We start from the raw sequence: 13,038 nt of genomic DNA, 5'->3' as shown, positions 1-13,038 counted from the left end.
GCGTCGGCCACCGGGTCTGCGGAGGGCTGCGAGATGCACGGATCGGAGCCGGTTGTCAAGTGCCTCTCGGGGTGCGTGCAGGCCGCTGACCTGCAAGAACGTGTGTGTGGCCCCCGCCACGCGTGGTATCCTGGACCCCGCGAAAGGGGCTTATCACCTATGACATTCAAGGTCGGCGAGACCGTCGTGTATCCGCACCACGGCGCCGCACTCATCGAAGAGATCAAGGTCCGCAAGATCAAGGGGGAAGACAAGAAGTACCTCGTCCTCAAGGTGGCCCAGGGCGACCTGACGATCGAGGTCCCTGCCGAGAACTGCGACCTCGTCGGTGTGCGCGACGTCGTCGGCAAGGAGGGCCTCGACAAGGTGTTCGAGGTGCTGCGCGCCGACTACACCGAGGAGCCGACCAACTGGTCCCGCCGCTACAAGGCCAACCTCGAGAAGCTGGCCTCCGGCGACGTCATCAAGGTGGCCGAGGTCGTGCGCGACCTGTGGCGCCGTGACCAGGACCGCGGCCTGTCCGCCGGTGAGAAGCGCATGCTGGCCAAGGCCCGCCAGATCCTGGTGTCCGAGCTCGCGCTCGCCGAGCACACCAACGAGGACAAGGCCGAGGCCACGCTCGACGAGGTGCTCGCCTCCTGAGCGAGCCCACCGCCCGCAGCGACGCCCGTGACGCATCCGTCACGGGCGTCGTCGTCGTCGCGGCCGGGTCCGGCACCCGGCTGGGCGCCGGGCGTCCCAAGGCCCTCGTCGAGGTGGGCGGTCACGCGCTCGTCGTGCACGCCGTACGCCGGGCGTCGGCAGCCGCCGACGTCGCCCAGGTCGTCGTGGTGGTGCCCGCAGCCGCCCGGGAGGAGTTCGCCGCGCTGCTGCCGGACGTCCAGCTGGTCGATGGCGGGGCCGAGCGCACCGACTCGGTGGGGTGCGGGCTCGCCGCGCTGCGCCCGGAGGTCGACGTGGTCCTGGTGCACGACGCGGCCCGCGCGCTCGCGCCGACCGCGCTGTTCGAGCGGGTCGCGGCCGGGGTGCGCGACGGGTTCGACGCGGTCGTGCCCGGCCTGCCCGTCGCCGACACCATCAAGCAGGTCGACGCCGACGGCGTCGTGACCGCCACGCCCGACCGCGCCGGGCTGCGCGCCGTGCAGACGCCGCAGGCGTTCCGGCGGGCCGCGCTGGAGGCCGCCCACGGCCTCGGCGAGCAGGCGACCGACGACGCCGCCCTGGTCGAGCGGTGGGGCGGCCGCTGCCTGGTCGTGCCCGGCGACCCGCTGGCCGTCAAGGTCACCACCCAGGCCGACCTGGCGCACGCGCAGACCCTGGTTGACTAGCCGGATGAGCTTGCCGCGCACCGGGATCGGCGTCGACGTGCACCCGTTCGCCGCCGACGACCGCCTGCTGCACCTGGCGGGGCTGGAGTGGCCGGGGGAGCGCGGCATCGAGGGGCACTCCGACGGCGACGTCGCGGCCCACGCGATCTGCGACGCGATCTTCTCCGCCGCCGGGCTCGGCGACCTGGGTCAGCACTTCGGCACCGGCCGCCCCGAGCTGGCCGGGGCACGGGGCGTGCGGCTGCTCGCCGAGGCTCGAAAAATCTTGTCCGACAACGGTTTTGCGATCGGCAACGTGGCGGTGCAGGTGATCGGCAACCGGCCCAAGCTCGGCCCCCGCCGGGTCGAGGCTCAGGAGGCGCTGTCCGAGGCGCTCGGCGGGGTGCCGGTCTCGGTCGCCGCCACCACCACGGACGGGCTCGGACTCACCGGCCGTGGCGAGGGCATCGCCGCGATCGCGACGGCGCTGGTCGTGGCGACGGATCCCGCCGGGGCCTGATCCCGCGCCGGCCGCTGATCCCGCGTCTCGGCGCGGGCGGTGACCGGATCGCGCGGCCGGCCACCGGCGTACGGCGGGGCCGGGTGGCCGAATCACGCACCCGGTTGCCGACGTACGCCGGCCTCGGGTTGGCTGGTCCTGTCACCTGTTCGCGAGACCTCGAGGAGCCACCGTGCCGCAGACCGTCAAGGGAGTCGTCGCCCGCGAGAAGGGGGCGCCCGTCGAGCTGGTCGACATCGTGGTGCCCGACCCGGGACCGGGCGAGGCGGTGGTGACGGTCGAGGCGTGCGGGGTGTGCCACACCGACCTGCACTACCGCGAGGGCGGCATCAGCGACGACTTCCCGTTCCTGCTCGGCCACGAGGCCGCCGGCACGGTCGAGGCGGTCGGCGAGGGCGTCACCGAGGTCGCGCCCGGCGACTTCGTGATCCTCAACTGGCGCGCGGTGTGCGGTCAGTGCCGCGCGTGCGCCAAGGGCAAGCCGTGGTACTGCTTCGACACGCACAACGCCGACCAGAAGATGACCCTCACCGACGGCACCGAGCTCAGCCCCGCGCTGGGCATCGGCGCCTTCGCGGAGAAGACGCTGGTCGCGGCGGGGCAGTGCACCAAGGTCGACCCCGACGCCGAGGCGGCCGCCGTCGGGCTGCTCGGGTGCGGCGTGATGGCCGGGTTCGGCGCGGCGGTCAACACCGGCCAGGTCGACCGGGGCGACTCGGTCGCGGTCATCGGCTGCGGCGGGGTCGGCGACGCGGCGATCGCCGGGGCACGCATCGCGGGCGCCACGACGATCATCGCCGTCGACGTCGACGACCGGAAGCTCGAGAAGGCCCGCGAGCTCGGCGCCACGCACACCGTCAACAGCGCCCAGGACGACGCCGTGGAGAAGATCCGCGAGCTCACCGGTGGCTTCGGCGCGGACGTGGTGATCGACGCGGTCGGCCGGCCGGAGACGTACGAACAGGCTTTCTTCGCAAGGGATCTCGCCGGCACGGTGGTCCTGGTGGGCGTGCCCACCCCGGAGATGAAGGTGCCCGAGCTGCCGCTCATCGAGGTGTTCGGGCGGGGCGGCGCGCTGAAGTCGAGCTGGTACGGCGACTGCCTGCCCAGCCGCGACTTCCCGATGCTGGTCGACCTCTATCGTCAGGGGAGGTTCGACCTCGACGCGTTCGTCACCGAGCGGATCGGGCTGGGCGACGTCGAGGCGGCGTTCGAGAAGATGCACGGCGGAGACGTGCTGCGCTCCGTCGTCATGATCGAGGGAGAGCAGTGATGTCCGACAGCGACGAGACGCCCGCGGTGCGCATCGAGCCGGTGGTCACCTCCGGCACGTTCAGCCTCGACGGCGGCACCTGGGACGTCGACAACAACGTGTGGGTCGTCGGCGACGACGCCGAGTGCGTGATCGTCGACCCGGCGCACGACGCGGCCCCGATCCTCGAGGCCGTGGGCGACCGCCGGGTCGTGGCCGTGCTGTGCACCCACGCCCACGACGACCACATCGGCGCAGCGGCCGAGATCGTCGAGGCCACCGGGGCGCCGACCTACCTGCACCCCGACGACCGGATGCTGTGGGACCGGGTGCTGCCCGCGGCGCCCGACCAGGAGCTCGCCGACGGGCAGCGGCTCGACGTGGCGGGCACACCGATCGAGGTGCTGCACACGCCCGGCCACAGCCCCGGCTCGTGCTGCTTCCTGCTGCCCGACCTCGGCGTGGTGCTGACCGGCGACACGCTCTTCCAGGGCGGCCCCGGCGCCACCGGCCGCTCGTTCAGCGACTTCGGCACGATCATCGTGTCGATCAGCGAGAAGCTGCTGACCCTGCCCGAGGAGACCACCGTCCTCACCGGCCACGGCGACTCCACGACCATCGGCGACGAGAAGCCGCACCGGCAGGAGTGGATCGACCGGGGCCACTGAGCCCGGCTCGCTAACCTGGTCCCGTGAGCACCTGGGCCGATCAGCACGTCGTCGCGACGCTGCTGCTCCTGCTGCCCGTGGCCACCGCGCTGCTGGGGTCGGCGCTGGTCGTGCGGATCGCCCTCGTGGTGCCCGCGCTGCAGACGCGCCCACGACTGCTCACCCAGCAGCGGCGTCGGCACTGGCAGGTGCTCGACGTTCCCCTGCGACGGCCCGACCTGCCCGGTCGGCCCCGCTCCCGCGCCCCGGGACGCCTCCCGGCGTGCGCGTGAATCTGCTGCACTGACAACGCTTCTGCGCGATATCGCGCACGCCTCCGCGACTCCTTCTCCCGAACTCGCCTGGAGGCTCCTGTGCTTGCCCTGCTCGACCCGTTCGTCCTGCCCCTGCACGCCGCGCTCGTCGCGCTCACCGGTCCGCTCGGCGCGGCCCCGGCCATCGTCGCGATGACCCTGCTGCTGCGGCTCCTGCTGCACCCGCTCGTACGCCATGCTCACCTCGCAGCGATCGAGCGCCGGCCCGGGTGCCTGCCCGTGCTCGTGCAGCTGCCGTTCCTGCTCGCGATCTACCGGATCTTCACCTCGCCGGTGGTCGCCGGGCAGACCAACGCCCTGCTGCAGCACTCGCTGCTCGGGGCGCCGCTCGGGGTGCACCTGCTCGAGGGCGGTCTCACCGTCGTGCCGGTGTTCGCCGTGCTGGCCGCGTTGATGCTCCTGGTGTGCTGGCTGAGCTATCGGTTCGCCCGGGCGCACGCGGTGGCGCCCGCTCTGCCTGACGGCACCTCGCCCGAGATGGCCGAGGCGATGGCGCGCACCCAGCGGCTGCTGCCGTACCTCTCGTTCGGGTCGCTGGTGGGGGTGCTGGTCATGCCCCTCGCCGGTGGGATCTACCTGCTGACCGCGGTGGCGTCGGCGCTGGCCGAGCGGGCCGGGCTGCGGCACCGGCACCCGATGCCGGCCGCCGGCTGAACGGGCCGCTCGGCGGTGTCCCCGGCGTGGCACAGGCACCCCCGCAGGATCAGTAGACTCACCGAGCGTGACTCTGCAGATCTACGACACCGCCACCCGGAGGCTGCGCGACTTCGTGCCGCAGCATGAGGGCAAGGTCGGCATCTACATCTGCGGCCTCACCACCCAGGGCGCGCCGCACATCGGCCACGTGCGCTTCACTGTCGCGTTCGACATCCTGCGCCGCTGGCTCACCGAGGGCCACGGCTACGACGTGCGCCTGGTGCGCAACGTGACCGACATCGACGACAAGATCCTTGCCAAGTCCGCCGAGGCCGGCCAGGACTGGGCCGCGTGGTCGTACCGCTTCGAGCGCGAGACCCGTGCGGCGCTGGACCTGCTGGGGGTGCTGCCGGCGACGTACGAACCGCGCGCGACCGGGCACATCACCGACATGGTCGAGCTGATGGACACCCTCGTCGAGAAGGGGCACGCCTACTCCGCCGACGACGACAGCGGCGACGTCTACTTCGACGTGAAGTCCTGGCCCGACTACGGCTCGCTCACCCGGCAGTCCATCGACGACATGGAGCCGGCCGGCGACGCCGACCCGCGGGGCAAGAAGGACCCGCGCGACTTCGCGCTGTGGAAGGGGCACAAGGCCGGCGAGCCCGAGTCGGCCAGCTGGCCCACGCCGTACGGCCGGGGCCGGCCGGGATGGCACCTCGAGTGCTCCGCGATGGCGCGGCGGTGGCTCGGCGACACCTTCGACATCCACGGCGGCGGCATCGACCTGCGCTTCCCCCACCACGAGAACGAGCAGGCCCAGTCGCGTGCAGCCGGACTGGGATTCGCGCGCTACTGGATGCACAACGGGTGGGTCACCCTAGGCGGCGAGAAGATGAGCAAGTCGCTCGGAAACACCCTCACCGTCACCGAGCTCACCAAGCGCGTCCGCCCGCTCGTGCTGCGCTACTACCTCGGCGCCGTGCACTACCGCTCGACCATCGAGTACGGCCAGGGCTCGCTCGACGAGGCCGCCGCGGCGGTCGAGCGCATCGAGAGCTTCCTGGGTCGCGTCGGTGAGGTCGAGCCGGCGGCCGAGTTCCCCGAGGCGTTCCGCGCCGCGATGGACGACGACCTCAACGTGTCCGGCGCGCTCGCCGTGGTCTTCGAGACGGTGCGCGAGGGCAACACCGCGCTCGACGCCGGCGACCTCGACCGGGCGCGCGACGCCGCCGCCCGGGTCGTGCGGATGACCGGCGTGCTGGGCATCGACCCGCTCGACCCGCAGTGGCGCTCGACGAGCGAGGACCAGGCCGCCCAGACGGTCGGGGCGCTGGTCGAGGGCCTGATCGAGCAGCGTCAGCAGGCGCGCGCCGACAAGGACTTCGCCACCGCCGACCGCATCCGCGACCAGCTCGCCGCGGCCGGCGTCGCCCTGGAAGACACCGCCGACGGGGCGCGTTGGAGCCTGACGAAGACCGACCCCGAAGCCGGAAAGGCCTGACATGGCTGGCAACTCGCGGCGCCGCGGCGCTGTGCGCAAGACCGGGTCCAAGAAGGGCGCGGTCGTCGGCAGCGGCGGCCAGCGTCGCCGTGGGCTCGAGGGCAAGGGCCCCACGCCCAAGGCGGGCGACCGCCCCAACCACAAGGCCTACAAGTCCGCCCGCCGGGCCGAGTCGACCGCCGAGCCGCGCAAGGCGGCGCCCGCGCGCGAGAGCAAGCGCGCCGGGGGCAAGGCGGCCTCGACCGAGGTCATCGCCGGACGCAACTCGGTCGTGGAGGCGCTGCGGTCGTCCGTGCCCGCCTCGGCTCTCTACGTCGCCGGCCGCATCGACTCCGACGACCGGGTGCGCGAGGCGCTGAAGACGGCGGCCGACCGCGCCATCCCGATCCTCGAGGCGCAGCGCACCGAGCTCGACCGGCTCAGCGACGGCGCCGTGCACCAGGGCATCGCGCTGCAGGTGCCGCCGTACGAGTACGCCCACCCCGCCGACCTCGTCGACCCCGAGGCGCCGGGCACCCCGCTCGTCGTCGCGCTCGACGGCATCACCGACCCGCGCAACCTCGGCGCCATCGTGCGGTCGGTCGCCGCGTTCGGCGGTCACGGGGTCGTGGTGCCCGAGCGGCGCTCGGCCGGGATGACGGCGGGGGCGTGGAAGACCTCGGCCGGCGCGGCCGCGCGCGTCCCGGTCGCCATGGCCACCAACCTGACCCGCGCGCTGCAGGACTTCCGCAAGGCCGGCTTCTTCGTGCTGGGGCTCGACATGGACGGCGACGTGCTGCTGCCGGAGGTCGCGCTCGCCGACCAACCGCTGGTCATCGTCGTCGGCTCGGAGGGCAAGGGCCTGTCGCGCCTGGTCGCCGAGACCTGCGACCAGATCGTGTCCGTCCCGATGAGCTCGGCCATCGAGTCGCTCAACGCCGGGGTGGCCGCGTCTGTCACGCTGTACGAGATCGCGCGCCAGCGCGGCCTCGCTCGCTGACCAGGGGGACGCCATGTCGACTGCAGGACCGCCGGAGCACGGCCCGGACCAGGGGTCCCCGGTGCCGTACGAGCAGCAGGGTGGGATGGCGTACCCGCCGCCGGAGCAGGCTCCGGGCCCGCAGCCTCAGGGCGGTGCCTACCCGGGACCGCCGCAGGGCGGGTACGCCGGCTACCAGGTGCCGCCGCAGGGCGGGTACGGCTACCCGGCCCAGCCGACCGGTGGCTACGTGCCGCCGGCGTACGGCCAGCCGATGATGCCGCGCAAGGAGCCGGTGCTCAGCCTGATCGTGTCGTTCTTCCTCCCCGGCGTGGGGACGATGATCAACGGCGAGGTGGGCAAGGGTGTCGGGATCCTCGTGGGCTACCTGGTCGGCGTGCTGTTCAGCTTCTTCCTCATCGGAGTCCCGTTCGCGATCGGCTTCTGGGTCTGGGGCATGGTCGACGGCTACACCGGCGCGGTGCGCTACAACCAGCTGCACGGTTACCCCGGCTGACCCGCTTCCAACGCATGAAACCGGGTTACGTGCATATGACCCTGATGAATTGAGGTCAGATGCACGTAACCCGGTTTCATGCGCGGAAGGGGGTGGGGGGTGGTCACCCGGCGACCTGCAGGGTCGCGGCGACCGCAGCCTTGATGCGCGCCACGAGCTGGCGCGGGTGGACCAGATCCGCCCAGGTGACGCGTACGATCACCCAGCCTTCCGCGCGTAGCGCGTCCTCGCGCGCCTTCTCCCGGGCGAGGACATCGCGGCCGTCCGCGCCGGCGTACTTCACCAGCCCGTCGAACTCGATGAGCACCTTGGTGCCCTTGACCCGGAAGTCGGAGCGGAAGAGCTGCCCCGAGGCGAGGCGGATCTCGAACTGCGGCTCGACCTCGATGCCCCCTTCGAGCAGGTCCAGGCGCAGCCTCGACTCACCGGCCGACTCGGACCTGGGGTCGCTCAGCTCGACCATGCGCTGCACGCTCGCCAACCGGTGGGAGGTCCCGAGGCGGTCGACGATGTCCAGGACGTCGTCCGTCTGCACGAGGCCCTGATGCAGGGCGGCGTCCATCGATACGACTCCGGCCTCGACCCCAGCGTCCCTGGCGAGGTCGACGAGGTTCCAGGCAAGAGACGTCAGCAACCACCCGTCGTGCTCCTCGACCTCCGGCGCGACCAGCGGGCGCCTGACCACCATGTGCGCGGTAGCGTGCTGGCTGCTCCTGTTGGTCCAAACACCTTGCGCCCGTTCGTGATTCACTCCGAACAGCGGGATGCCGCGCAGCGCCAGAGCGGACCTCCCTGTCGCGGCGGCCGTGGGGCAGATCAACAGCATCGCCATCGTCAGCTCCGCCAGCCGCCCTTCCCTCGAGCCGGGCGGCGGGCCGATGCTGTAGACGCCGCGAACCACGGGCCGACACAGGGTCAGCTTCACCGCCAGCCGAAGCTGCGTGGGCGTCATCCCGTGCGCCGAGGCCTCTTGCGTCGTGAACAGCCCCGCCCGTTCACCGGCCAGCAGGCAGAGCGACGGGTCGAGCGTTCTCTTCTCCGGCGTTGTCTTCGTCATGACGCCACGGTCCCGACCGGCCACCACGGGACGGAAGGCGTCAGCTCGAGCCTGTGGAGGGCGTACGGCCCGCCGCACGGCCTGTGCATGAAACCCGGATCGAGCCCCGCCACCCGGGCATGAAACCGGGTTACGTGCATATGACCCTGATGGATTGAGGTCAAACGCACGTAACCCGGTTTCATGCCCTGTACAGGGTCGCGTCTGAGTCCGAGGTCGTACCCGGATCCGCGCAGGGGTGGCAGGCTGGGGTGGTGGCCCTGGAACTCACGGCGGCACGGCCGTACCCCGCCCTGCTCGACCTGCCGTGGCAGCTGCCGCTGGAGGAGTGGCCGGAGGAGATCCTCGCGGCGCTGCCCCGCGGCATCTCGCGGCACATCGTGCGGTTCGTGCGCGTCGACGGCCGCGTCATCGCCGTCAAGGAGATCAAGGACGACATCGCCCGCCGGGAGTACGCCATGCTCCGGATGCTGCGCCGGCTCGGCCAGCCGTCGGTCGAGCCGGTCGGTGTGGTCAGCGGTCGTGTCGACGACGACGGCGAGCCGCTGGATGCGTGCCTGCTGACCCGGCACCTGCAGTTCTCGCTGCCCTACCGCGCCATGCTGAGCCAGACGTTGCGGCCGGACACGGTCCAGCGGCTGATCGACGCGCTCGCCGTGCTGCTCGTACGTCTGCACCTGGCCGGGTTCTGGTGGGGTGACGTCTCGCTGTCCAACACCCTGTTCAAGCGCAACGCGGGGGAGTTCGCGGCCTACCTGGTCGACGCGGAGACCGGTGAGCTGCGCAACAGCCTGAGCGACGGTCAGCGCGAGCACGACCTGGACATCGCCCGGGTCAACATCGCGGGCGAGCTGATGGACCTGCAGGCCGGCGGCCTCGTCTCGCCGGAGCTCGACCCGGTCGACGTCAGCGAGCTGATCATGACGAGGTATCGCACGCTGTGGGCCGAGCTGACCGAGGCCGAGTCGTTCGAGACCGGCGAGCGGTGGCGGGTCGACGAGCGCATCCGGCGGCTCAACGAGCTCGGCTTCGACGTGGGCGAGCTCGACATCACGACCGACATCGGCGGCACCCAGATCCACATCCAGCCCAAGGTCGTCGACGCCGGCCACCACTGCCGCCGGCTGCTGCGCCTCACCGGCCTCGACGTCGAGGAGAACCAGGCGCGCCGGCTGCTCAACGACCTCGACTCCTACCGCGCGGCCACCGACCGGCAGAACGAGGACGAAGACCTCGTCGCGCACGACTGGCTGACGCAGATCTACGAGCCGATCACCCGGGCGGTGCCGCGCGACCTGCGCGCGAAGCTGGAGCCGGCGGAGCTGTTCCACGAGGTGCTCGAGCACCGGTGGTACATGTCGGAGAAGGCCGGCAAGGACGTCCCCATCGAGACCGCGATCGCCGACTACGTCAAGAACGTGCTGCCCGAGAAGCCCGACGAGAAGGCGATCGTCGGCGCCGACACCGAGGCGATCCCGGTGCGCGCCCGACCCGACTGAGCCCCGGGACAACGGCGGAGCCGCCGCCCCTTCGCGGGGACGGCGGCTCCAGCCCGACGTACGTCCGGGGTCAGTCCCCGAGCCGCTCGCCGCTGTCGGCGTCGAACAGGTGCACGTGGCCTTCCTTCAGCGTGAAGAAGACCTGCTGCCCCTTCTCCGGCGGCGTGCGGCCGTCGACGCGGGCGATGATCTGCTGCTCGCCGTCGCCGAGGTTGGTGCGGCCGTAGACGTAGGCGTCGGCGCCGAGCTCCTCGACCACGTCGACCTCGACCGGGATGCCGGTGCCCTCGGTGTTGAGCACCAGGTCCTCGGGGCGCACGCCGACCGTCACGGTCTGCCCCGCCTCGTTGAGCGCGCCGCGCTCGATGGGGTGCACGTAGTTGCCCACGCTCACGCCGCCGTCGACCACCGGTCGGGTCAGCAGGTTCATGGCGGGGGAGCCGATGAAGCCGGCGACGAAGACGTTGTTGGGGTGGTCGTACATCCGCCGTGGGGTGTCGATCTGCTGCAGGAGGCCGTCCTTGAGCACCGCGACCCGGTCGCCCATGGTCATCGCCTCGGTCTGGTCGTGCGTGACGTAGACCGTGGTGACGCCGAGCCGGCGCTGCAGCGACGCGATCTGGGTGCGGGTCTGCACGCGCAGCTTGGCGTCGAGGTTCGACAGCGGCTCGTCCATCAGGAAGACCTGCGGCGAGCGCACGATCGCCCGACCCATCGCGACGCGCTGACGCTGACCACCGGAGAGCGCCTTGGGCTTGCGGTCCAGGAACGGCTCGAGGTCGAGGATCTTCGCGGCTTCCTCGACGCGAGAACGGATCTCGGCCTTCGGGGTGCCCGCGATCTTCAGCGCGAAGCCCATGTTGTCGGCGACCGACATGTGCGGGTAGAGCGCGTAGTTCTGGAAGACCATGGCCACGTCGCGGTCCTTGGGGGACAGGTTCGTGACGTCGCGCTCGCCGATGCGGATGGCGCCGCCGTTCACCTCCTCGAGGCCGGCGAGCATGCGCAGCGCGGTGGACTTCCCCGAACCCGACGGGCCGACCAGGACGAGGAACTCGCCGTCTGAGATGTCGATGTCGAGCGAGTCGACCGCGGGCTTGTCGCCCCCGGGGTAGACGCGAGTTGCTTGGTCGAACGTGACTGTGGCCATGGCGATGCCTACTTTCCGTCACCGGCAGGAACGTGCCGGACGATCCGTTGTGATGGAACTCACCTGCGACGCAGGTGCAGTGATCTTGCACTACCGGGGGTGCTGCCCTCAAGCGGACCGGTCAGTACGTCTCACCCGGCTGCGCGCGCACGTGCGCCTGCCGAGGCGGCCGGCAGCTCCTGCGGCGGCTTGACGCGACGATGTCGCAGATCTGCAAACTTCCTGCAAAATCTTGCAGAACTCTGAAAGCGTCCGGCACTATGACGTGCGTCACGTCGTGCCGGCGCCTGCCGCACCTGGCCCCCGCTCAGAGGAGTTCTCCCGTGTCCCACCGCAAGATCGCCGTCGCCATGGCCGGATCGGCCGCCCTGCTGCTCTCCGCGTGCGGCGGTGGGGGCGGCGGCTCGTCAGCCAGCAGCTCCACCCCCGCGGCCTCCGGCGGCTCCGCCGACGCCGGCGGCGCGGCCGCCGCGCCCACCACGCTGTCCACCAAGGACCCGGCCCGCGCGGCCGCCGACCTGGTCATCTGGTCCGACGCCGACCGGGCGCCGGTCGTGCAGAAGTACGCCGACCAGTTCGGCAAGGAGAACGGCATCAGCGTCGCGGTGCAGATCGCGCCAGACACCCGCCAGCAGTTCAAGGACGCCACGAAGGTCGGCAAGGGCCCCGACGTCGTCGTCGGCGCGCACGACTGGCTGGGCGAGCTGGTGCAGAACAGCGCGGTCGCCCCGGTGAACCTCTCGGCCGCCGACCAGGGCAAGTTCGCCCCGAGCTCGATCGCGGCGACGAAGTACAACGGCCAGGTCTACGGCGTGCCCTACGCCATCGAGAACATCGGCCTGATCCGCAACACCGCGCTCGCGCCGAACGCGCCCAAGACGATGAACGAGCTGCTGACCACGGGCAAGGGCCTGGTGTCGTCCAAGAAGGCCACCAACGTGCTGGCCCAGCAGGTCGGCAAGAAGGGCGACGCCTACTTCGGCTACCCCTACCTGTCGGCGTTCGAGGGCGGCGGCATCTTCGGCACCAAGCCCAACGGCGACTACGACCCGGCCAAGGTCATCGTGAACAGCGCCGGCTCGGTGAAGGGCGGTCAGCTGCTGGGCCAGCTCGGCAAGGACAAGGTCCTGTCGACCAACGTCGACGACAAGAACGTCGCGGCGCTGTTCGAGGGCAAGAAGGTGCCCTACATGATCAGCGGCCCGTGGGCGATCGACGGCATCAAGAAGGCCGGCATCAACTACGAGGTCTCCCCGCTCCCGACGGTCGACGGCGGCGGCGCGATGAAGCCGTTCCTCGGCGTGCAGATGTTCTACGTCTCCGCCAAGGCCAAGAACGCCACGTTCGCCCAGGAGTTCGTGACCAAGTACGTCCCGCGCGAGGACGTGCAGATGGCGCTGTTCACCGCGGGCAACCGTCCGCCGGCCCTCACCTCGGCCTACGACAAGGTCGCCGCCAAGAACCCCGACGTGAAGGCGTGGTTCGAGGCGGGCAAGGAGGGCAAGCCGATGCCCAACATCCCGGCCATGAACTCGGTCTGGGAGCCGCTGGGCCAGGCGCTCGCCGACATCATCAGCGGGCAGGACCCGAAGGGCCGCCTGGGCAAGGCGCAGACCGAGATCGTCGCGAACATCAAGCAGGGCTGACGCCCCT

14 protein-coding genes are annotated in these 13,038 nt (G+C 71.3%); 12 read left to right on the top strand and 2 right to left on the bottom strand.

Annotated features, from left to right (window positions below; all coding sequences use genetic code 11):
- The first annotated feature begins 159 nt into the window (after nt 1-159).
- The 10 genes from FB554_RS12825 (at nt 160) to FB554_RS12780 (ending at nt 7,679) form a co-directional block, all read left to right on the top strand.
- A complete protein-coding gene (locus FB554_RS12825) occupies nt 160-642 on the top strand; it encodes a CarD family transcriptional regulator (protein ID WP_142006668.1) in 483 nt (160 codons plus the stop codon).
- A complete protein-coding gene (gene ispD / locus FB554_RS12820; protein WP_142006666.1) occupies nt 639-1,328 on the top strand; it encodes a 2-C-methyl-D-erythritol 4-phosphate cytidylyltransferase in 690 nt (229 codons plus the stop codon). The genes FB554_RS12825 and ispD overlap by 4 nt, the downstream gene beginning before the upstream one ends.
- 4 nt (nt 1,329-1,332) lie before the next feature.
- The gene (gene ispF, locus FB554_RS12815) at nt 1,333-1,827 is read left to right on the top strand and encodes a 2-C-methyl-D-erythritol 2,4-cyclodiphosphate synthase (protein WP_142006664.1); all 495 of its coding nucleotides are present in this window, start codon (nt 1,333-1,335) and stop codon (nt 1,825-1,827) included.
- Nucleotides 1,828-1,999: 172 nt separating this feature from the next.
- Nucleotides 2,000-3,100 carry an S-(hydroxymethyl)mycothiol dehydrogenase gene (locus tag FB554_RS12810; RefSeq protein WP_142006662.1) on the top strand — a complete coding sequence of 367 codons (1,101 nt, stop codon included), beginning with the start codon at nt 2,000-2,002 and terminating at the stop codon, nt 3,098-3,100.
- Nucleotides 3,100-3,747: an MBL fold metallo-hydrolase gene (locus tag FB554_RS12805; protein WP_142006660.1), complete on the top strand. Its 648-nt coding sequence runs from the start codon at nt 3,100-3,102 to the stop codon at nt 3,745-3,747. Before FB554_RS12810 ends, FB554_RS12805 begins: the two co-directional genes overlap by 1 nt.
- Before the next feature lie 23 nt (nt 3,748-3,770).
- Nucleotides 3,771-4,019 (top strand): DUF6412 domain-containing protein, encoded by a 249-nt coding sequence (locus FB554_RS12800; protein ID WP_142006658.1) that lies wholly within the window; start codon nt 3,771-3,773, stop codon nt 4,017-4,019.
- Between the two features lie 81 nt (nt 4,020-4,100).
- Complete coding sequence (locus FB554_RS12795; RefSeq protein WP_142006656.1) at nt 4,101-4,715, top strand: hypothetical protein; 615 nt, start codon at nt 4,101-4,103, stop codon at nt 4,713-4,715.
- A gap of 67 nt (nt 4,716-4,782) precedes the next feature.
- Nucleotides 4,783-6,204 carry a cysteine--tRNA ligase gene (gene cysS, locus FB554_RS12790; protein WP_142006654.1) on the top strand — a complete coding sequence of 474 codons (1,422 nt, stop codon included), beginning with the start codon at nt 4,783-4,785 and terminating at the stop codon, nt 6,202-6,204.
- A 1-nt stretch (nt 6,205) separates the two neighbouring features.
- Nucleotides 6,206-7,183: a 23S rRNA (guanosine(2251)-2'-O)-methyltransferase RlmB gene (gene rlmB, locus FB554_RS12785; protein ID WP_142006652.1), complete on the top strand. Its 978-nt coding sequence runs from the start codon at nt 6,206-6,208 to the stop codon at nt 7,181-7,183.
- A gap of 13 nt (nt 7,184-7,196) precedes the next feature.
- Complete coding sequence (locus FB554_RS12780; RefSeq protein WP_142006649.1) at nt 7,197-7,679, top strand: hypothetical protein; 483 nt, start codon at nt 7,197-7,199, stop codon at nt 7,677-7,679.
- Nucleotides 7,680-7,782: 103 nt separating this feature from the next.
- Here FB554_RS12780 and FB554_RS12775 read toward each other — a convergent pair whose 3' ends face one another.
- Nucleotides 7,783-8,736, bottom strand: coding sequence for a hypothetical protein (locus FB554_RS12775; RefSeq protein ID WP_142006647.1), 954 nt, complete (start codon nt 8,734-8,736; stop codon nt 7,783-7,785).
- 254 nt (nt 8,737-8,990) lie between these two features.
- Between FB554_RS12775 and FB554_RS12770 the strand changes: the two genes are divergently transcribed.
- Complete coding sequence (locus FB554_RS12770) at nt 8,991-10,235, top strand: DUF4032 domain-containing protein (protein WP_142006645.1); 1,245 nt, start codon at nt 8,991-8,993, stop codon at nt 10,233-10,235.
- 70 nt (nt 10,236-10,305) lie between these two features.
- Here the strand turns inward: FB554_RS12770 and FB554_RS12765 are convergent, their stop codons facing one another.
- Nucleotides 10,306-11,385, bottom strand: a complete 1,080-nt coding sequence (locus FB554_RS12765; protein ID WP_142006643.1) for an ABC transporter ATP-binding protein — start codon at nt 11,383-11,385, stop codon at nt 10,306-10,308.
- A gap of 323 nt (nt 11,386-11,708) precedes the next feature.
- Here FB554_RS12765 and FB554_RS12760 point away from each other — a divergent pair, with 323 nt between their 5' ends.
- A complete protein-coding gene (locus FB554_RS12760) occupies nt 11,709-13,031 on the top strand; it encodes a sugar ABC transporter substrate-binding protein (RefSeq protein ID WP_236022392.1) in 1,323 nt (440 codons plus the stop codon).
- The last annotated feature ends 7 nt before the right edge of the window (nt 13,032-13,038 follow it).

Origin of the sequence: Barrientosiimonas humi (assembly GCF_006716095.1) — a bacterium.
Taxonomy (GTDB): domain Bacteria; phylum Actinomycetota; class Actinomycetes; order Actinomycetales; family Dermatophilaceae; genus Barrientosiimonas; species Barrientosiimonas humi.
The sequence above is the reverse complement of the archived record's forward strand: the minus strand, read 5'-3'. Positions and strand labels throughout refer to the sequence as shown.